This window comes from Ensifer sp. ENS10 (assembly GCF_014852025.1).
GTDB lineage: Bacteria > Pseudomonadota > Alphaproteobacteria > Rhizobiales > Rhizobiaceae > Ensifer.
On record NZ_JACVAS010000008.1, the window covers coordinates 294831 to 313620 of the forward strand.

20 protein-coding genes are annotated in these 18790 nt (G+C 61.8%); 6 read left to right on the forward strand and 14 right to left on the reverse strand.

Annotation, left to right across the window (positions count from 1 at the left end; genetic code table 11):
• Positions 1–26: 26 nt before the first annotated feature.
• The 3 genes from IB265_RS25870 to IB265_RS25880 all read right to left on the reverse strand — a co-directional run bounded on the left by IB265_RS25870 (position 27) and on the right by IB265_RS25880 (position 3800).
• Entirely contained in the window at positions 27–1349 is a 1323-nt protein-coding gene (locus tag IB265_RS25870) for an FAD-binding oxidoreductase (protein ID WP_162770908.1), read from the reverse strand.
• Positions 1346–2788 (reverse strand): UbiA family prenyltransferase, encoded by a 1443-nt coding sequence (locus tag IB265_RS25875; protein ID WP_113736735.1) that lies wholly within the window; start codon positions 2786–2788, stop codon positions 1346–1348. The genes IB265_RS25870 and IB265_RS25875 overlap by 4 nt, the downstream gene beginning before the upstream one ends.
• A gap of 127 nt (positions 2789–2915) precedes the next feature.
• Positions 2916–3800, reverse strand: coding sequence for an alpha/beta hydrolase (locus tag IB265_RS25880; protein ID WP_112947123.1), 885 nt, complete (start codon positions 3798–3800; stop codon positions 2916–2918).
• Between the two features lie 242 nt (positions 3801–4042).
• On the opposite strand from IB265_RS25880, the gene parE reads away from it, so the two are divergent.
• Positions 4043–6112 (forward strand): DNA topoisomerase IV subunit B, encoded by a 2070-nt coding sequence (gene parE / locus IB265_RS25885; protein ID WP_057255634.1) that lies wholly within the window; start codon positions 4043–4045, stop codon positions 6110–6112.
• 129 nt (positions 6113–6241) lie between these two features.
• Here the strand turns inward: parE and IB265_RS25890 are convergent, their stop codons facing one another.
• Positions 6242–6712 (reverse strand): GNAT family N-acetyltransferase, encoded by a 471-nt coding sequence (locus tag IB265_RS25890; RefSeq protein ID WP_057255633.1) that lies wholly within the window; start codon positions 6710–6712, stop codon positions 6242–6244.
• A 227-nt stretch (positions 6713–6939) separates the two neighbouring features.
• Between IB265_RS25890 and IB265_RS25895 the strand changes: the two genes are divergently transcribed.
• Positions 6940–7353 carry a hypothetical protein gene (locus tag IB265_RS25895; protein WP_057255632.1) on the forward strand — a complete coding sequence of 138 codons (414 nt, stop codon included), beginning with the start codon at positions 6940–6942 and terminating at the stop codon, positions 7351–7353.
• Here the strand turns inward: IB265_RS25895 and IB265_RS37815 are convergent.
• Together IB265_RS37815 and IB265_RS25905 are read right to left on the reverse strand one after the other, a co-directional pair.
• Positions 7343–7717, reverse strand: coding sequence for a GDP-mannose 4,6-dehydratase (locus IB265_RS37815; RefSeq protein ID WP_113736705.1), 375 nt, complete (start codon positions 7715–7717; stop codon positions 7343–7345). The genes IB265_RS25895 and IB265_RS37815 overlap by 11 nt on opposite strands.
• An 85-nt stretch (positions 7718–7802) precedes the next feature.
• The gene (locus IB265_RS25905) at positions 7803–8936 is read right to left on the reverse strand and encodes a DUF2336 domain-containing protein (RefSeq protein ID WP_113736704.1); all 1134 of its coding nucleotides are present in this window, start codon (positions 8934–8936) and stop codon (positions 7803–7805) included.
• A 149-nt stretch (positions 8937–9085) separates the two neighbouring features.
• Between IB265_RS25905 and IB265_RS25910 the strand changes: the two genes are divergently transcribed.
• Complete coding sequence (locus IB265_RS25910; RefSeq protein WP_156414763.1) at positions 9086–9712, forward strand: aldolase; 627 nt, start codon at positions 9086–9088, stop codon at positions 9710–9712.
• Between the two features lie 27 nt (positions 9713–9739).
• Here the strand turns inward: IB265_RS25910 and IB265_RS25915 are convergent, their stop codons facing one another.
• Positions 9740–10342, reverse strand: a complete 603-nt coding sequence (locus tag IB265_RS25915; RefSeq protein ID WP_113736703.1) for a flavin reductase family protein — start codon at positions 10340–10342, stop codon at positions 9740–9742.
• Positions 10342–10926, reverse strand: coding sequence for a nitroreductase (locus IB265_RS25920; RefSeq protein ID WP_057255628.1), 585 nt, complete (start codon positions 10924–10926; stop codon positions 10342–10344). The genes IB265_RS25915 and IB265_RS25920 overlap by 1 nt, the downstream gene beginning before the upstream one ends.
• Positions 10927–11026: 100 nt before the next feature.
• Here IB265_RS25920 and IB265_RS25925 point away from each other — a divergent pair, with 100 nt between their 5' ends.
• On the forward strand, positions 11027–12037 hold the full coding sequence (locus IB265_RS25925; protein WP_113736702.1) for a hypothetical protein: 1011 nt from the start codon (positions 11027–11029) through the stop codon (positions 12035–12037).
• A 34-nt stretch (positions 12038–12071) separates the two neighbouring features.
• On the opposite strand, the gene IB265_RS25930 is transcribed toward IB265_RS25925, so the two are convergent.
• From IB265_RS25930 to IB265_RS25955, 6 genes are all read right to left on the reverse strand, one after another.
• Entirely contained in the window at positions 12072–12911 is an 840-nt protein-coding gene (locus IB265_RS25930; protein WP_113736701.1) for a lysophospholipid acyltransferase family protein, read from the reverse strand.
• Positions 12912–12990: 79 nt separating this feature from the next.
• On the reverse strand, positions 12991–14973 hold the full coding sequence (thrS, locus tag IB265_RS25935) for a threonine--tRNA ligase (RefSeq protein WP_192495290.1): 1983 nt from the start codon (positions 14971–14973) through the stop codon (positions 12991–12993).
• A gap of 223 nt (positions 14974–15196) precedes the next feature.
• A complete protein-coding gene (locus IB265_RS25940; RefSeq protein WP_192495291.1) occupies positions 15197–15736 on the reverse strand; it encodes a DUF1697 domain-containing protein in 540 nt (179 codons plus the stop codon).
• Between the two features lie 11 nt (positions 15737–15747).
• Positions 15748–16176 carry a DUF2267 domain-containing protein gene (locus tag IB265_RS25945; protein ID WP_058320555.1) on the reverse strand — a complete coding sequence of 143 codons (429 nt, stop codon included), beginning with the start codon at positions 16174–16176 and terminating at the stop codon, positions 15748–15750.
• Positions 16173–16547 (reverse strand): membrane protein insertion efficiency factor YidD, encoded by a 375-nt coding sequence (yidD, locus tag IB265_RS25950; protein WP_058320554.1) that lies wholly within the window; start codon positions 16545–16547, stop codon positions 16173–16175. Before yidD ends, IB265_RS25945 begins: the two co-directional genes overlap by 4 nt.
• A 1-nt stretch (position 16548) precedes the next feature.
• Entirely contained in the window at positions 16549–16995 is a 447-nt protein-coding gene (locus IB265_RS25955; RefSeq protein ID WP_057255622.1) for an iron-sulfur cluster assembly scaffold protein, read from the reverse strand.
• A 340-nt stretch (positions 16996–17335) separates the two neighbouring features.
• Here IB265_RS25955 and folE point away from each other — a divergent pair, with 340 nt between their 5' ends.
• The gene (gene folE, locus IB265_RS25960; RefSeq protein WP_057255621.1) at positions 17336–17953 is read left to right on the forward strand and encodes a GTP cyclohydrolase I FolE; all 618 of its coding nucleotides are present in this window, start codon (positions 17336–17338) and stop codon (positions 17951–17953) included.
• A gap of 24 nt (positions 17954–17977) precedes the next feature.
• On the forward strand, positions 17978–18430 hold the full coding sequence (gene hisI, locus IB265_RS25965; protein ID WP_058320553.1) for a phosphoribosyl-AMP cyclohydrolase: 453 nt from the start codon (positions 17978–17980) through the stop codon (positions 18428–18430).
• Positions 18431–18790 lie beyond the last annotated feature (360 nt).

Sequence of the window (18790 nt, forward strand, 5' to 3'; positions counted from 1 at the left end):
TTATTTGAATAAAATTATCTGCATTCTCATTCTGGCAAAGCCAGAGCCGTGCGCTTCCAGAAGTTGGAAACGAGCGCTGGATCGCGCAACGCCTCGAGCCTCCTCCAGGAAGGGAAAGACATTTCAAAGACTTGCGGGCTCATGCGAGCATCCTTGTACGGATTGACCGCACCGCCTGCCTCCACCACGATGCGATCGAGCGCATCCAGCAGCTTTACTGTCCGTTCACCTTGATTGGCGAAGTCCAATGTCAAAGTAAAACCGGGTCGCGGGAAGGACAGAACGCCGCGCGAGCCGATATCGCCAAAACGCTTGAGAACCGTCAGGAACGACGCATGGCCGGCCCTGCGGGCCGTTTCCATGAGTTGCGCGGTGATCGCCGGTGCCCGCTCTGCCGGGTAGACGCTCTGGTGCTGATAGAGACCGCGTGGGCCGTAAAGCCTGTTCCAGGCGCCGATGGCATCCAGCGGATAGAAATAGGAGGTCCAGGGAACCGTCGTCACGGTTTCGCCAGGCTTTTCCTTGCGGAAGTAATATTCGTTGAAGGCCTTGAGCGTTGTCCGGTTCAGAAGATTGAAGGGCGGCGCGAAGGGCACCGAAAGCTTCAATCCCTTCGGGATATCGGGCAGTTCACAGGAGCCGTCGGCATGGTCGCCGGCCAGCAGTACGCCCCTGCCCGCGCGGGCTCCTATAGCGAGTTGGTCGATCCAGGCAACGGAATATTCGTGCTCCTCGTCGACCCGATCGACGAGGGCGAAGTATTGGTCGAGATTATCGAAGCGGATCGCATGCTGTTGCACGTGCGGCGACGGCACCTTCATCAGCCGCAGATCCACGGTCAGGATCAACCCCGTCAGGCCCATGCCGCCGATGGTCGCAGCGTAGAGTTCAGCGTTCTCTCCGGGCGAACAGGTCAATCGATCCCCGTTCGAGCGCAGAAGCGTGAAACCTGTCACGTGATTGCCGAAGGTGCCGCGCGCATGGTGGTTCTTGCCGTGCACGTCGTTGGCAAGTGCGCCGCCGACGGTCACGAAAGCCGTGCCGGGGGTGACCGGCAGGAAGAAGCGATGTTCGATCGCGCGTTCGAGCACCTCGCGCAACGTCACGCCGGCCTCGCAGGTCATCATGCCGGTGCCGGGATCGAAGGCGATGATCCGGCCATGCCGGCGGCTTTCGATCAGCGTGCCTCGGTCATTGTGGCAACTGTCGCCGTAGCTGCGGCCATTGCCGAAGGGCAAGTAGCCTTCCGCCTCCAGGCTGCCGAGGCGATCCTCATAGTCGTCAGGCGAAATGGCCGGCCGCGCGCGATTGTCGAGGCGGCCCCAGCTTTCATGGTCTTGCAAACTCATTGCGGCCCGATGGCTCCAAACAGTATCAACAGCGCGCCGACCAGCATGGTCAATTGGCTGCGCCAGTCACGCATGATGAAGACAACAGGGTCCTCATGCAGCATGCCGCGACGCGCGAGCATCCAGATGCGCAACAACATATAGAGCACCAGCGGGCAAAGCGGCCACAGCGCCCACGGCGTGGTGTACATTTCCTGGAGTTCCTTGCTGTGCACGTAGAGCGCAAGGACCAGAGCCGAGGTGAAAGCGGAAGCAACGCCAGCCTGCCCCACCATCTCGAAATCGACAGCGAGATAGCCGCGCCCCGGAACGTTGCCGCCATCCTTGTCGTCGAATTCGTGCAACTCGACAAAGCGCTTCACCAGCGCCAGGCTGAGGAAGAAGAAGATGGCGAAGGAGACCAGCCAGAAGGAGAGTTCCGTGCCCGTGGCCGCGGCACCGGCAACAATGCGCGTGGTGTAGAGGCCGGCGAGCGTGAAGACGTCGACCAACAGCTTGCGCTTCAGCACGAAGGTATAGGCAGTCGTCGCGCAGGCATAGAACGCCAGCACACCGGCAAATTTCCATGGCAGCAACAGCGTCAGCGACAGCGATGCCAGGACGAGGCAGCCGGCAAGAATGAGCGCTGTCGGCACCGACATCTGGCCGCTGGCGAGCGGCCTGTGACGCTTCTTTGCATGGCGGCGATCATTGGCGAGGTCCGAAAGATCGTTGATGACATAGACCGCCGAGGCGAGGAAGCTGAAGGCGAAGAAGGCGACGATGACGCTCATGATCGCGTCGAAATGCAGCACCTCATGATTGAGGATCATCGGCACGCCGATGAGTACGTTTTTCGCCCATTGATGCACGCGGATGGACTTCAACGGCGCAAGCGCGCTCACCTTGCCGGTCTCCAGCCGTTCCGCGTCATGATTGCGGCGCCACTTCTCCGCCGCAGCATCCGGGGCGACCACGATCGCACGCCGCGCTACCTCGAAAACGGCGATATCGTCACGGCTGTTGCCCATATAGTCGAAGGCACCGTCGCCGAAACGATCGACCAACGCCTGGCGCTTGCGGCTGCTCGTCAGATTGAGCGCATCGGTCGAATGCATGACCGAGGAAAAAAGTCCGACATGATCGGCAACGTCTCTGGCGACCGACGGCGCAGCACCGGTGACGAGCACCAGTTCGCGGCCCGCCTTTCTCTCCTCGGCGAGCCGATCGATGACGGCCTGCCGGTAGGGCCAGTCCTGAGCCTTGCGGCCGGAACGCAAGGCTACCTCATGCTTCAGCCGCGCCTTGCCCTTCGCCAACCAGAACAGCATGGGAAAGAGCATCAGGGGATTGCGCAAGAGAATGATCGCCGCACCTTCCCACAGCGTATCGGCGGCCAACAAAGTACCGTCCAGATCCACACACAGCGGAATGTGCCGTGTCTCGGTGCGCGCGTCCATGATTTCCATCCCAGCAATAATTGCCGGGCATGATGACGTCTTCAACTTTCCAGAGTGGAAACACGGGCCACAATCTCGCCCGGAAACTGTCGGGCTGGTTAACAAAAGTCAGCGGCGCGGACAAAGGTCAGCGGCGACCGATCCAGTTCAACGCATCCCGCCAGTCGGTCATGCGCACCGGGGTGCCGTGCGAGCCGGTTTCGAAGAGGACGAAGCGTGTCGGGTAGCCTTGGCCCTTCAGCGTGCGATAGAGCGCTTTCTGGCTCTCGGCCGGATAAACGCTGTCGCGGCTGCCATGGCTGAAGAACATGGGCAGCTTCGCCTTGTAGGCGGCGCTCTTGGTGAAATCGGGGTCACTTACGCCCCCCATGACCATCATGCCGCCGAGAGCCGCGACCGCGGAGGCATCGCGCGAAACGCCCCAGCAGATGAAGCTTCCCATCGAGGCGCAGGCCAGCACCACGGGGCGACCGCCGGAACGCTCGGAAACCTGTTTGACCAGGCCGGCAATATCAGCAGCACCTGCCGTGTCGAAGGAGCGGACGCTCGGCGCGTAGTAGACTCCGCCATTGGCGACGGCGAGGTTTTTCAGCCGGTTGAAGTTGCCGCCGAAGGAAAAATCGTTGGTGCCGAGCCGGCGATCACCGCCGCGGCCGTGGATGAAGATCACCGTAAAGGCAGCGCCGCGGTCCGGACCGACGCGGGTCACGTCAAGCGAGCGACCGCCAATGTCGAGCGTCTCGTTGACCTGCTCGCTTTTCACGCCCAGCGAAACATAGGCGCGCTTCACCCGGCGTTCCGGAATTTCGTCCCGTTCGTTGATGTCGCGCAGTTCCTGATATTCCACCGTCAGGTCGTCGCCGCCATCATTTTGTTGCAGCACCTTGGCATAGGAGAAAAGCTCATCCTTGAAGGGTTTCAACGTCTGCGCTTGAGCCGCGGAAGCGCCTGCGGCGAAGGCCGCAGCCAGAAAAAGCCGGCGAAACGGAAAAACAGTTGTGGACACGGCCAATGACGGGCTCCCTCTTTGGCCGGAAGCCTTGCCATCGCACGGACGCCAAAGCAACACTTGCTCCGTAACAGGGCCGCAAAGGCGGCATTTCACCTGCAAGCGATGCCCAGCATTCTCCTTTTGTTCGCTCTTTCGGCGGGAGTCTGGCAGAATTCAGGTGATTCGACCGCCGGGGGATGGCGGCAAAGTCGAGGTCTTGCTATGGCCTCTCCCCAAGTGACAGGAACGATCCGAACGGCCCCATGGACGACAACAGCGACCTCTTCTCCTCCGCGCCCCTGCAGCCGAAGCCTGCTGAAGCTGGAGCTCCGCCGCGCAAGCCGCCGACTGCGCCCGCTTCAGGCAGTGACGAACCGCGCCCTGCCCCGCGCGGCAGCGATGGCAGCGACTACGATGCTTCGGCGATCGAGGTGCTCGAAGGCCTGGAGCCAGTCCGTCGTCGTCCGGGCATGTATATCGGCGGCACCGACGAGAAGGCGCTGCACCACCTCTTCGCCGAAGTCATCGACAACTCGATGGACGAAGCGGTCGCCGGTCATGCGAATTTCATCGAAGTCCATCTCGACGCCGACGGTTTCCTGACGGTCACGGACAACGGCCGTGGTATCCCGGTCGAGAACCATCCGAAATTCCCCGGCAAGTCGAGCCTTGAAGTCGTCATGACCGTGCTCCATGCCGGCGGCAAGTTCGACGGCAAGGCCTACGAGACGTCGGGCGGTCTTCACGGTGTGGGCGTTTCCGTCGTCAATGCGCTTTCCGACGCGCTCGAGGTCGAGGTCGCCCGCAACCGCAAGCTCTACCGGCAGCGCTTCTCCCGCGGCATTCCGCAGGGCGGGCTCGAGGAACTCGGCGACGTTCACAATCGCCGTGGCACGCGCGTTCGTTTCCATCCGGACCCGGATATTTTCGGTCCGCACGCGCATTTCGAGCCCGGACGGCTTTTCCGCATGGCGCGCTCGAAGGCCTATCTCTTCGGCGGCGTCGAAATCCGCTGGTCCTGCGATCCGTCGCTGCTGCAGGAAGGCTCGGAGATCCCGGACAAGGCCGTCTTCCACTTCCCGGGCGGCCTGAAGGATTATCTTGCCGCCACACTCGGCAAGGAATTCACCGTCACCCGCGAGATCTTCGCCGGCAAGTCGGAGAAGGCCAACGGCCACGGCTCGCTCGAATGGGCCGTCACCTGGTATGGTGGCGACCAGCAGGTCCATTCCTACTGCAACACCATCCCGACGCCCGAGGGCGGCACGCACGAAGCGGGCTTCCGCATCGCGCTGACCAAGGGCCTGAAAAATTACGCCGAGCTAACGCAGAACAAGCGCGCGTCGATCGTCACCACCGACGACGTGATGATCTCGGCGGCGGGCATGCTGTCGGTCTTCATCCGCGAACCGGAATTCGTTGGCCAGACGAAGGACAAGCTCGCGACGGTCGAGGCACAGCGCATCGTCGAAAACGCGCTCCGCGACCCCTTCGATCACTACCTTGCCGACAATCCCGGAGAAGCCGCCAAGCTGCTCGACTGGGTGGTCGAGCGCGCCGAAGAGCGCGTCCGCCGGCGCAAGGAAAAGGAAGTCAACCGCAAGACGGCAGTGCGCAAGCTGCGCTTGCCGGGCAAGCTTGCGGACTGCTCGCAGAACACGGCCGAAGGCGCTGAACTCTTCATCGTCGAAGGGGACTCGGCTGGCGGATCGGCAAAGCAGGCGCGCAACCGCGCCAACCAGGCGATCCTGCCGCTTCGCGGCAAGATCCTCAACGTCGCGAGCGCAGGCCGCGAAAAGCTCAGCGCCAACCAGCAGATCACCGACCTCATTCAGGCACTCGGCTGCGGCACGCGTAGCAAGTACCGCGAAGAGGATTTGCGCTACGAACGCATCGTCGTCATGACCGACGCCGACGTCGACGGCGCGCATATCGCCTCGCTGCTCATCACCTTCTTCTATCAGGAGATGCCAGAGCTCATTCGCGGCGGTCACCTCTATCTCGCCGTACCGCCGCTCTATCGCATCAGCCAAGGCTCGAAGACGCTCTACGCCCGCGACGATGCGCACCGCGAAGAACTGATGCGGACTGAATTCGCCGGTCGTGGCAAGGTCGAGATCGGCAGGTTCAAAGGTCTCGGCGAGATGCTGCCGGCGCAGCTCAAGGAAACGACGATGGACCCGAAGTTTCGCACGTTGCTCAAGGTCGAGATCGACGAGATCGATTTCGAAGGCACGCGCGAGGCGGTGGACAATCTGATGGGGACGAAGGCTGACGCCCGCTTCCGCTTCATCCAGGAGCGCGCCGTGTTCGCCGAAAACCTGGACATCTGATTGGGCGATGGATGCGAAGGCGCATGGCGTTTTTGCGCGCCGCACTCCCTGAGAAATCAAGTTTGAGAACGGCGGCCCTCGCGCCGCCGTTTTGATTTTCAGCTCACGGCACCACTCGGCGTGGCGAGATCATGCCGCCTGGCGAACAGGCTTTTCCATGAACAGGCTGAGCGGATCCGGCTGATAGTCACCAAAGGGCGGACGCTCGATATAGCCGGCCGCCTTGTAAAGTCCGATCGCCTCGGGCTGATAGATGCCGGTTTCGAGGCGAATTGCCGTGTAGCCGAGTTCACCTGCGCGCGCTTCCAGTGCCTGCAACAGCAGCTTGCCGAGCCTCAGCCCCCTCGCCTCCGGATCGACGAACATACGCTTGATCTCAGCCGTACCGTCGCCGGCCTCTACCAGGGCGCAGCAACCGACGATGTTGTCGTCACGCCGCGCCACAAAGAAGGAAACCCCCGGCTGCTCCAGGCTCGAAAGGTCGACCATGTGGTTGCTTTCGGCGGGATAGAGCGAAGCGGCATAGGCGTCGGAGAGTTTCAGCAGACGCACGACCTGCGCTTGGCGTGGCGACTCCAGGGCTATGGTTACGGCAGGCAATTGTTTCGTCCTTGTCGATTTTAACTGTTTGCGGCCGGACGTTAGTGCCACCCGTACCGCCAGCCAATACGGCAAATGACGCAGGCGCGCCCGGTGCCACCCTATCAATCCGGCTAACGGGCTGAAACAATTTGTTCCCTGTCACCGGCAACGCCGCCCTATTTCGGGGAGAATCGCACAGGCATAGGTTGATCGCATCACAACCTCCAGGGACCGACAGGAACTCCATGCAAGCGGCGCTGATTGTCATGACCATTCTCGGCTGCGACCACGATGTCAGCCAATGCCAATACATCTCGACGGTCAACGGCACATGGCCGTCGATCGCCCAATGCGACACGGACTCGCAGGCGCAACTGCCGAAGTTCTCGAACGCCAACTATCCGGTCGTCGTCGCGGTTTGCGAAACCTCCGGCCCAGCCCTTGCCGACCTCACCCCACCACCGGCCGGCTCGCAACAGAGCCAGATGCCGCCCTCGCAGGTGACGGAACCGGAGCCGGAACAAAACCTGCCGAAACGGACGCTGGCTTTCCTGTCGGGTGCCATGCCGGACCGGGAGAAACTCAAGACCATCGTTACAAAGCCGGTGCACTACATCGAAGATGGCTATTCCTGGGTCGCTCGCCGCTTCACCAACTAGCGGGCACGCTCACACCAGACCAGTGCCGATCAGGCTTTCGGCGCTGGCCATGACCGCCTCTTCTTTGGTTCGTCGGCAGGCAGACGCGCCGGAAACGGCGATGCCGTGTGCATGACATAGGAAACGCCAGCGAAGGCATCGGCCCAGCCTTTTTGCCCAGCAGGTCCGCTTCAGCAAAACTCAGTTTGGCCGCCTCCGTGCCGCCGGCGGCGCGGATTGATCGTTCGATCTCCTCTGCGCGCGCTAGGTCCCGAACGGTGCCGCGTACGTCATAGCCCCGCCGCAACAAGAGGAGCGCGACGTGACGCCCGACAAAGCCGCCTATGCCGGTAACAGCAACGGTTGCGTCGGCCCTCGCGTTCATGCGTCAGTTCCTCATTGACCGCGAACCCGCAATCATCGGGCCGCCAGCAGTATTACGTCGCGGATACAATCCGCCGCAATAGAAGTCAGGCGGCCTGCCGCGCCGCAAGTTCCGCATAATTGCGAGCCGACTGCCGTTCCTCGGCAAATGCCAGGCGTTCGAGCAGATCGATCATCGCAGTATTGACCGAGGACGGGCTCTCATTCCGCAGCCGCGCGAGCAGCGCCGTGGAGACGGAAGCCGTGCTGTCGTTTCCAGCTGAAGTGTCCTGGCGCCAGAAAAGCACAGCCGCAGCAAAGGTTTCGCTGACATCGTGGCCGAGGCCGGCGCTCTCGAACAGAGCACGGATCGAATGAACGCGGCCGCCGGACAGGATGGAGCGCACGCGCTTCTCGCAAACGCCGGAGAGATCGACGATCGCGGCCGAGAAAAACTCCGCACGGCCGGTCACCAGCGCGTGCAGCAGGAAGGCTGGGGTCAGGCGGCCGGTCTCACGCAGATGCACCACGAGGCCAGGCAACTCGTCCACAGCCAGCGTCCCGGCCATGCCGACGGCAGCAATATCGCAAGCTTCCCGCATGATCCGCTGGACCCGGGCTTCGCCGATCGCCATCTGCACCAGGCCGAAGGCTGCCAGCGCCGCTCCCACCTCTTCCACCAGCGCGTGGCGGGCATCGCTTGGCAGGTCCGGCCGGGCAAGCAACAGGTCGCGCACGGCCGCGAAGCGGCCAAGACGCTCGGCAATGCGTTTCAACGATCGGCGCGACAGGTTGGCGCCGGCGTTTTCCAGGAGGATCAGAATTTCTTCCTCACCGCCGATTTCAGCGATTGCGGCCGATACGGCACGGGAGACGAAACTGCGCGCCGCGATCAGAGCGCGCGTTTCGAGCGTTCCCCTGGCAGCAAGGTCGACCAGATCCTCATCGGTCAGGACAGGCGAGCGGGATATGACGACATAGGCAATTTCCGGCTGGTCTTCGGCAAGGCCGAGAATGATGCCGCGCGGAACGGACGAGCAGCCACAAAGCGCATCAGCGAGTGCACGCCGAACCTTCGGCGACGGATCGTCGAGCAGGAAGGTCATCGCCATCTCAGCGGCGCGGCGATCGAGGCCATTCATCTGCGCGTCGACATAGGCGCGACCGAGCGCACTGGCGGCGCGGGTGCGTTCACCCGTTCTCGCCGTTTCCACCCAGCGAAGAAATGCTTGTATGATCACCTACGCCCCACTAGACCACGCCAATGCCACCGATGTTCAAACCCTAGCCGGCAAAGGTTTAAGATTGGTTCACCATGTCTGTTAACCGCTCCCAAACCATGAAGCCGTTGCTGATCGTTAAGGGTACGGCTCCGGCGATGGAAGTCGCTGTGCTCAATGCGCTCGCCGGTGTCATCATGGATATCGGTTGCGACACAGAAATAGTGCGCAGCATGGCGCGTTTGGCAGGCCGCAGCTTCGCCCTTCTTGCGCGCGTCGAACCGCTGGAGCGGCTGGACGAAGAGGCATTGAACCGGCTGCTCGACAGCGGTGTCGACGGTATCGTGCTTTCCGGATGCCGCGGGCGCGCCGACATACAACGGCTCGACGTGATGTTGCGGGTTGCGGAAGCCGCCAACGGTACCGCGCCCAACCGTATTCGGATCTATGCGGAATACGGCGGCTCGCCGGGAGGCCTGTTATCGCCCAATCCGCTGACAGGTTCGTCGTCCCGCCTGGAAGCGCTGATCTTCAACGGTGCAGCGTTGGCCAAGTCCCTTGGCTGTCTGGAGCCGACCAGCGCTCCCCATCAACGCGTCGCAGCGCCGATCCTTGCCGGACGAGCATATGTGGTCCTGAGGGCGTGCGAAGCTGGTGTGCCCGCCTATGAGGTGCTACCTGCTGCCACCCCCGACGAAGCCGCGACACGGTGGGCGCATTCACTGAGCCGGGACAACGGCTTTGCCTCGGTCGTTTGCAACTCGATCGAACAGGCAACGATCGTAAGCAACACGTGACCTATCAGGCGCGCAAAGTCGCTGATCTCAGAGGGTCGGGCGTGTCATCTGGAAGACGTCGCCGCCGTCGCAATAGTCCATGTAGCCGAGACGGGCGAGCGGCCTGACCGTCGCCATGTCGAAGCGGCCATCGCGGATTGCTTCCTTGCGGATATGAATGCCGACGACCTGGCCGATGACGACATAGTTGTCGGACACTTCGCCATCCAGGCCCTTCGGTTGAAACATCTCCGTCATCCGGCACTCGAGCGCAGCAAAGGCCTCACCGACGAACGGCGCCTTCACCAGAGTGCCGTCGACTGGCGTGAGCCCGGCGATCTCGAATTCACTCTCACCGTGCGGCGCGGGAATTGACGTCTTGTTCACAGCCTCGGCAAGACTGCGGCTGGCGAAGCTCGCCGTGAACTCACCGGTTGCTTCGATGTTGCGGACCGAATCCTTGTAGCCGCTCGATGAGAACATCACGAGCTTCGGCCGATCACTGATGGCATTGAAGAAAGAATAGGGCGCGAGGTTATGCGAACCGTCGCGCCCACGCGTGCCGATCCAACCGATCGGCCGCGGCGAGACGATGGCCTTGAAGGGGTCATGCGGCAAGCCGTGACGATTCGAGGCCGTATCGTAGAACATCAGGCGCCCTCGCCAACCCAGGTGACGATCTCTTCAAGCTCGGGCCTCGGCCGCTCCGTCGGCGGCACCATCGCAGTGCCGATATGAATGAAGCCGGCTGGCTTCTCACCCGGCTTGACGCCCAGCAAGGGATAGGCGCGCTCGTCGAAGGCAAACCATTCGGTCAGCCAGTTGGAGGCGTAGCCAAGTGCGTTTGCGGCCATCAGCAGGTTGAGGCACACGGCACCGGCAGACATCTGTTGCTCCCATTCCGGAATCTTGAAGTGCGGCGCAGCCGTGCTGACCACGGCGACCACGACCGGCGCCCGCGTCAGCCGCGTTTCCTCGACCTTGATCATTTCTTCCGAGAGATCGGGCTTCACTGCGAGCGCCATCGCCTTCAGCTCGGCGCTGATGCGCGCCCGCTCCTCACCGCGGTAGACGATAAAGCGCCAGGGTGCGAGCTTGCCGTGGTCCGGGACGCGGGAGGCGAGCTTCAACATCTCCTCGACCTCGGCCTTGCTGGGGCCGGGTTCGCCCATCTGGAATGCGGGGATCGAGCGACGGGACGCGAGATAATCAACAAGCTTAATTTCGGTTTTCATGTCGGATGAATTCCACTAATTTGCCGCAGCATCGGCAGCCACGAAAATGCCATATCGGCGTCCCAAGTGGAGTCACTCAGTCAGGAAGTCAACTGCTCTCATGCGTGCATGCTCTCGTATTTTCCTCAGAACCGGGCTCGCGATCCTTGTCGCCGGCGCTGCTGCAGGAAGCGTGCTTGCCGAGGATGCGACCCAGGCCTTCGAGAGTTTTCCTTCGATCGCCGGCCCGCGCAAGATGCCGAAGCTCACGGGCTTCAGCCCGATGACGACGGATCCGATCGCCGACGGTACCTTGAAGGATGTCAAGCTCGAGGCGCTGCTCACTGAGAAAGGCGCCCCGGTCGAGGCCGGCCTGACCTGGCGCGTGTTCAGCCCGATCCCCGGAAGCGACGGCAAGCTGCCGCTTCTTGCAACCTCGGAAGGTGGATCGACGGCGTTCAACGTCGTGCCGGGCGATTATTTCGTCAACGTTTCCTTCGGACGTGCCTCCGCGACGCGCAAGATCCGCGTGCCCCAGGAAGGCACGCTCGAAAAGCAGGTTCTGGTCCTGGATGCGGGCGGCATCAAGCTGAACGCCGTTTCCGGCAGCGATGTGCGCATACCACCGGCCGAACTCAGCTTCTCCGTCTATTCCGCCGATACCAAGAGCGACGGCGAACGGGCGCTCATCATGTCGGATGTGAAGCCGAACACGGTGATCCGGCTCGGCGCCGGAACCTATCATGTGACCTCGAGTTACGGTGCCACCAACGCCTCGACGGCCGCCGACATCCAGGTCGAAGCCGGCAAGCTGACGGAAGCGACCATCCAGCATCGCGCCGCCAAGCTGACGCTCAAGTTGGTCTCTGAGCCCGGCGGCGAAGCGATTGCCAACACCGCATGGACGATCCTGACGTCCGCGGGCGACACGGTGGACGAAGAAAACGGCGCCTTCCCGACGCTGGTTCTGCTCGAAGGCAGCTACTCCGCCGTCGCACGCTACAAGGACAAGATCTACGAACGCGACTTCGCCGTGAAGGCCGGCGTCAACACGGATGTGGAAGTGTTGCTCAGTAGCGGCGGCAACGACGCGAGTACCAACCCGGGCGCAATCTCCGACGCGGCCGACTAGGATCTTCTTCCAACATCAACCAGCTGACGCTACGTCAGCCTACCCGTCTCATGAACCGCCGGCGCGGCGGCGCCATGGAGAAGACCGCTTCATAGATGCGGGCCAGCAAATCCTTGCGGTCGCCACAGGCACCGAGGTCCTCCGGCGTCAGCACACGGCCGATGCGCGCGGCGATCGTCGTGCCCGACAGGCGGCGAAACTCGCGGATCAGCAGCGACAATCTCAGCGTCTGTGAAATCTTGCTCGCCAGGTGGAAAAAGGGACCGTTCTGTCCCTCGAAGTAGATCGGGATGACGCTCGCCCGTGCGGCCTGGATCAGCTTCGCCGGAAAGATCTTCCAGGGCAGGTCCTCGGCGCGGCCGAAACCCTTCGGCGCGGTCGCGACACCGCCGGCGGGAAAGATCACGATCGTCACGCCTTCCTTCAACAGGCGCAGCGCCTCATGGCGTGTCGCCATGTTGACCGCGAGCGCCTCCTTCGTCTCCTCGAACGACACCGGCAAGGAATAGGGCGCCATCTCAGGCACCTTCAGTAGTTCGTTGTTGATGAGGACGCGAAAAGGTCGGCCGAGCTGTTCGGCGAGCGCCAGCACCGCGATGCCATCGCCAATGCCGAAGGGATGATTGGCGATGATGACGATCGGCGTGTCGGGCAAGTGCCGCGGCGGCCACTCAACCTGGGTTCGCAGCTTCACGTCGATCAGTTGCAGCATTTCACCGAAGACCCGATCGCTCTTGCCGACAATGTCGGACCGCCAGCGCGTGTAAAGCTTTGCGTAGCGGTTGCGGCCCGACAGGCCTTCTATGGAGCGAATGAACCAGCGCTTCAGGCGCCGGTCGTTTTCATTGGCGTAGGACAGCTCTTTGAACTGCACGGAAATCTCCGATGGATATAATCTTATCCGGATATTCCGCTAATATGACAGTTTGCTGACAAAGCAAGTGCCCGGGGTATCAACCCCGGGCTTTCTTTTCCAACTTGCGCTTGAGGTCCGGGGCCATCGCCTCCAAGGCGAGCGACGCGATTGCCTCATCGAGCGACATTGCGGTCTGGGCCTGGGAGCCAAGACGGCGGATGTTGACCGAACGCTCCTCGGCTTCGCGCTTGCCGCAAACGATGATGACCGGAACCTTGGTCACCGAATGTTCGCGGACCTTGTAGTTGATCTTCTCGTTGCGGAAGTCGGTCTCGACGGTGAGGCCGGCGTCACGCAGGAGCTCGGCAACCTCGCGACCATAGTCGTCGGCTTCAGACGTGATCGTCGCGACCACCACCTGCAGCGGCGAAACCCAAAGCGGCATGTGGCCGGCAAAGTTCTCGATGAGGATACCAAGGAACCGTTCCATCGAGCCGCAGATGGCGCGGTGGATCATCACCGGCTGGCGCTTTTCCGATTCCTTGTCGATATAGAAGGCACCGAAACGCTCCGGCAGGTTGAAGTCGACCTGGGTCGTGCCGCACTGCCATTCGCGGCCGATGGCATCCTTCAGCGTGTATTCGAACTTCGGACCGTAGAAAGCGCCCTCGCCCGGCAGGATCCCGGTCTTGATGCGGCCTTCCGACTGCGCCTCGATCGTCTTCAGCACGTCCATCATCACGCTTTCGGCGCGATCCCACAGCTCGTCGGAGCCGACGCGCTTGTCCGGACGGGTGGAGAGTTTGACCACCACTTCCTTGAAGCCGAAGTCCTCGTAGACCGAGAGGATGAGGTCGTTGATGCGCAGGCATTCAGCCGCCATCTGCTCGTCGGTGCAGAAGACGTGGGCATCGTCCTGGGTAAAGCCGCGCACGCGCATCAGGCCGTGCAGAGCACCGGAGGGCTCGTAGCGGTGAACGTTGCCGAATTCGGCTAGGCGAACCGGAAGCTCGCGGTAGGACTTCAGGCCATGCTTGAAGATCTGGATATGGCCCGGGCAGTTCATCGGCTTCAGCGCGAAGACGCGGTCGTCGTCGGTTTCATCGCCGGCAACCGTCACCTTGAACATGTTGTCGCGGTACCAACCCCAGTGACCCGAGGTTTCCCACAGCGACTTGTCGAGCACCTGCGGCGCATTGACTTCCTGGTAGGTGTTCGCAAGCCGACGGCGCATATAGGCCGTCAGCGTCTGGAACATGCGCCAGCCCTTGCCGTGCCAGAAGACGACGCCCGGACCCTCTTCCTGGAAATGGAACAGGTCCATTTCGCGGCCAAGGCGGCGGTGATCGCGCTTCTCGGCCTCGGCGAGCACGTGGAGATACTGGTCCAGCTCTTCCTGTGTGTGCCAGGCCGTGCCGTAGATGCGGGTCAGCATCGCGTTGTTGCTGTCACCGCGCCAATAGGCGCCGGCCACCTTCATCAGCTTGAAGGCGGTGCCGATCTGGCCGGTCGAGGCCATGTGCGGACCGCGGCAAAGGTCGAACCAATCGCCCTGGTAATAGATCTTGAGATCCTGTCCCTCGGGGATCGCATCGACGAGCTCGACCTTGTAGGCCTCGCCCTTGTCGGCAAAGACCTGACGCGCCTTTTCGCGCGACCAGACTTCCTTGGTGAAAGGCTTGTTGCGGGCGATGATCTCCTTCATCCGCTTTTCGATGAGCGGCAGATCATCCGGCGTGAAGGGCTCGTTGCGGGCGAAGTCGTAGTAGAAGCCATTGTCGATGACCGGACCGATAGTCACCTGCGTTCCCGGCCACAGTTCCTGCACGGCCTCGGCCATCACGTGTGCGGCATCGTGACGGATAAGCTCAAGCGAACGCTTGTCGTCGCGCACGACGATCTCGAGCCGGCCATTGGTCACCGGATCGGACAGGTCGCGCAGCTCGTCGTCGAGCGCAATCGCGACCGCCTTCTTGGCGAGCGACTTCGAAATCGATTCTGCCACGTCACGGCCGGTCGTGCCGAAAGGATATTCGCGCACCGAGCCATCTGGAAATGTAAGGGAAACAGGATTCGACATGATGATCTCCTATCCAGTCCCGCCAACGAATGCGGGTGGTATGGTTGACCGGAAACGACCGGTGAATTGACGATACAGCGTCGCATCCGTCAGACGCGCAAAGGTCGCTGTAGTGCTTTGGATTGCCGCATGTTTTGCCCTAGGCCGAGACGACCCAGGAAAACACGCCGTAGCCTGATAAAGGGTTTTCGAAAGTGAGTAAAGGCGAAGGCTGCGACAGAGCCTAGCCGCGCAGCATCTCGGCGAGCCCCTTCACGGTGTTCCAGTTGCGAAACGTCCCGATGCCCAAACGCTTGGTCGTCATTGCACCCAGCAGTTTCGATTCGCTTGCCTTGCCGGGAAAATGCACCCAGAGATCGCCGTCAACGATTGCCAGACGTTCCCCAGCGACGCAGTAACGCTGAAGTCCTTCGAGCGCGGGTTCGGTGAGCGGGTCGCGCATCACGCGGACATGCACGCGCGTGGCATCCTCTTCGCCTTCGTCGTGAAATGGATTGGATGCCGCGAGCTTCAGCCAACCGGCACCGGAACGGACAATGATGTCGACATGCCGACCGAATGTCTCGGAGAAGGCCTTCTCAAGCGGCGATTCTAAGTCGCCGATGGACGTTTGTCCGGTCTCGAACACGAGATTGCCGGTCGCAACCAGGGTTCGCGGCGAGCGATAGCCGAGGCCTTCGGCCATCTCTCTGAGATCGGCCATCACGACACGTCGCCCGGCACCAAGAACAATGCTGTAAAGCAAGGCAACGTAGCTGTTCATCCACCCTCCCTTCAGGCTCGCCAGAAATCGGCAGCGCCTGCCGGAAGCCGGGCAAGAACCCGGTCGAGCTTCACCTCATCGAGGTTGCGACGCAAGGCGCCAGCCACGTCGGCAATGGCGCTGTCGGGGGAAATATTGTGATCCGGCCGCAGCGACTGCACCTCGCGGGTCATGGCGATGCGGCCCGAAAACGGGACCCTCGGTTCTTCGAGGTCCCATTCGGCCACGAAAATCGCGCGCAGCACCGGCGGCAAGACATCCGCGAACAGGATGGCATCCTCCAGCTCCAGCCGCCGCCGAAACGTCTGCAGCACGGCCTGCACCATCGTGTAGGCCTGGTTCGTCGTCTGCAGCCCGGCAAGGTCGCGCGCGTCGACGATGAAACGCTCGAAATCCGCGGAGGCCTGACGGTATTCCATCGGCATGGTCATGGTGGTCATCCAGCCTTCGGCCGCGGCCGCCAGTAGCGCCACGGCGTGTACCAGGTCAGGCGAGGTTCAAGCCGTTCCGGAACCGGATCGAAGCCGTGCGTTCCGCCCGGACCGCAGCGCGCCACGCGAAACAGCGTCATCCACCCTCCGGCCCAGATGCCATGGCGGGCGATTGCCTCATAGCCGTATTCCGAACAGGTCGGCAGGTGCCGGCACGAATTGCCGATGAAGCTCGAAAGCGTGAGCTGATAGATACGGATCAGCGCCATCCCGATCAGCCGCCCCGGCGTCTTGCGAAACGGACCATCCCAGTTTCGGCCACGCACTGCAGGCTTCGCACCGTTGTCCGGCGTATGCCGACAATTCGGTTCGCCGCACATGTCAGACGGCCGCGAGCAGTCGCTTGGCCTCGATCTGCTCGATGGCATCGACGACGGCATCAAAGGTCAGCATCGTCGACGCGTGACGCGCCTTGTAATCCTTCACCGGACGCAGGAAGCGCATATCCTCGAAGCGCCCGGATGGGCCCTCGCCGTCCGCCTTCAACATGGCCAGCATGTCCGCGCGCGCCTGTCGGATTTCTTCCGCGCCGGCGCCGACGACATGGCGCGCCATGATCGAGGACGAGGCTTGGCCAAGCGCGCAGGCCTTCACGTCATGGGCAAAATCGGTGACCACGTCGCCGTCCATCTTCAGCCAGATATGCACTTTCGAACCACAGAGCTTCGAGTGCGCGGTCGCGTCCGCGTCGGCGTCGGCAATCGTTCCGATGCGCGGAATATTGCCGGCAAATTCGAGAATTCGGCTGTTGTAGATGTCATCCATCATTTGACGCGATCCGGCTGATTTTTCGCGGTTTTGAGTGATCGACGCATGATTTTCTCCGGTAGGCAGGAAAAAAGCACGACGCGACACGCTCCGCCTCTTTCATCTCTGTGGCACCATACTATATGCTATGTCGTGTTGGGGCGACAGTTCCGCAAGAGGAACAATGTCGCCTGTTGTTTGGGAAACCGTGCCGGAAGGTCCAGTGCACTGCTAAGCCAGGACCGGAAAGCCCCGGAGCCCGCCAACGGAACCCAAGCCTGCAGGGTTAGGCGAATGGCCAGTGGCGAGTTGTCCGAAAGATAAAACGTCAAGCAATCCCGTATTGCTAAAAGAGGCCATTATGGACGCCATAGTGAAGAATTTTCCCGTGCTCGACGATGCGAGCGGCCGCCCGACCCAGAAGGAGGCCGAGGAAGCCGTGCGCGTTCTCCTGCGCTGGGCCGGTGAAGATCCGGAACGCGAAGGGCTGCTGGACACGCCGGCGCGCGTCGCCAAGTCCTACCGCGAGCTTTTCAGCGGCTATGATCTCGCTGCCGAAGACGTACTCGGACGGACCTTCGAGGAAGTCGCCGGTTACGACGACATGGTGCTCGTCAAGGACATCCCGTTCTATTCGCATTGCGAGCATCACATGGTGCCGATCATCGGCAAAGCGCATGTCGCCTATCTGCCGAATGGCCGCGTGCTCGGCCTTTCCAAGATCGCCCGGGTGGTCGATATCTATGGCCGCCGGCTGCAGACGCAGGAATCGATGACGGCGCAGATCGCCAAGGCGATCGACGAAACGCTTGCCCCGCGCGGCGTCGCGGTGATGATCGAAGCCGAACATATGTGCATGGCGATGCGTGGCGTGCAGAAGCAAGGCTCGACAACGCTCACCACCACATTTACGGGTACGTTCCAGACGGAACCGGCTGAACAGGCCCGGTTCATGACGATGCTCAGGGGCTTTAAGTAAGGCTCCGACAGACGGAGCCTTTCCATGACGCTCACCTTCGACGCTCCCTCCTCCAACAAGGCTGAACTGGAAACCGGTCCGGCCTTCACCCCGCGCTTCGATGAAAAGGGGCTGATCACGGCTGTCGTCACGGATGCGCGGGACGGTGAGCTTTTGATGGTCGCCCACATGAACGCCGAGGCCCTGGCTTTGACGATCGAGACGGGTGTCGCGCACTATTACAGCCGTTCGCGCAAGAGCCTCTGGAAGAAGGGCGAAAGCTCCGGCAACCTGCAGACGGTCAAGGAGATCCGCACCGATTGCGACCAGGATGCGATCTGGTTGAAAGTGTCCGTCGCCGGTCACGACGCCACCTGCCATACCGGCCGCCGGTCCTGCTTCTACCGCACGGTCGGCGCCGAAAACGGCAAGGCCATGGTCGAAATCACCGACGACCATAGGCACTTCGACCCCGCAGAAATCTATGATAAAAATTAAGCATCGCGCATCTTTTTGGTGCGGGCACATGCTATATTTATCTTTTGGAAACCAAGCGAGCGCCTAATCCTTTGGCAAGGATGCGGCGCTACGAAGGAACGGCAACGTTCCCGGCTGTATTGCAAACTGTATCCAATGTTTATCGATCCTGCCGCAATCGGCGACGGGATCGGTGATATACCTAAGAACGGTGCCAGTCTTTCAGCAATGGACAGGACGAGGCCGGCACCTGCGCCGGCTTGGCGGAGCCTCCCCAGGACGCGTGCAAGAAATTGCGTTCCTTCAGGATCGAATCCGATCCCTGAAAGTTAAGTCAGTCGTGAATTACCACAGCGACCTTCGCGCATCTTCATCGACGTG

What these genes read in the sequence shown, in the direction of transcription:
- IB265_RS25945 (WP_058320555.1), bottom strand. Translation starts at nt 16,176, where the DNA reads ATGACCACCATGACCATGCCGATGGAATACCGTCAGGCCTCCGCGGAT.
- yidD (WP_058320554.1), bottom strand. Translation starts at nt 16,547, where the DNA reads ATGTGCGGCGAACCGAATTGTCGGCATACGCCGGACAACGGTGCGAAG.
- thrS (WP_192495290.1), bottom strand. Translation starts at nt 14,973, where the DNA reads ATGTCGAATCCTGTTTCCCTTACATTTCCAGATGGCTCGGTGCGCGAA.
- IB265_RS25940 (WP_192495291.1), bottom strand. Translation starts at nt 15,736, where the DNA reads ATGAACAGCTACGTTGCCTTGCTTTACAGCATTGTTCTTGGTGCCGGG.
- IB265_RS25915 (WP_113736703.1), bottom strand. Translation starts at nt 10,342, where the DNA reads ATGTTCTACGATACGGCCTCGAATCGTCACGGCTTGCCGCATGACCCC.
- IB265_RS25920 (WP_057255628.1), bottom strand. Translation starts at nt 10,926, where the DNA reads ATGAAAACCGAAATTAAGCTTGTTGATTATCTCGCGTCCCGTCGCTCG.
- IB265_RS25895 (WP_057255632.1), top strand. Translation starts at nt 6,940, where the DNA reads ATGCAAGCGGCGCTGATTGTCATGACCATTCTCGGCTGCGACCACGAT.
- parE (WP_057255634.1), top strand. Translation starts at nt 4,043, where the DNA reads ATGGACGACAACAGCGACCTCTTCTCCTCCGCGCCCCTGCAGCCGAAG.
- IB265_RS37815 (WP_113736705.1), bottom strand. Translation starts at nt 7,717, where the DNA reads ATGAACGCGAGGGCCGACGCAACCGTTGCTGTTACCGGCATAGGCGGC.
- IB265_RS25925 (WP_113736702.1), top strand. Translation starts at nt 11,027, where the DNA reads ATGCGTGCATGCTCTCGTATTTTCCTCAGAACCGGGCTCGCGATCCTT.
- IB265_RS25955 (WP_057255622.1), bottom strand. Translation starts at nt 16,995, where the DNA reads ATGATGGATGACATCTACAACAGCCGAATTCTCGAATTTGCCGGCAAT.
- folE (WP_057255621.1), top strand. Translation starts at nt 17,336, where the DNA reads ATGGACGCCATAGTGAAGAATTTTCCCGTGCTCGACGATGCGAGCGGC.
- IB265_RS25875 (WP_113736735.1), bottom strand. Translation starts at nt 2,788, where the DNA reads ATGGACGCGCGCACCGAGACACGGCACATTCCGCTGTGTGTGGATCTG.
- IB265_RS25870 (WP_162770908.1), bottom strand. Translation starts at nt 1,349, where the DNA reads ATGAGTTTGCAAGACCATGAAAGCTGGGGCCGCCTCGACAATCGCGCG.
- hisI (WP_058320553.1), top strand. Translation starts at nt 17,978, where the DNA reads ATGACGCTCACCTTCGACGCTCCCTCCTCCAACAAGGCTGAACTGGAA.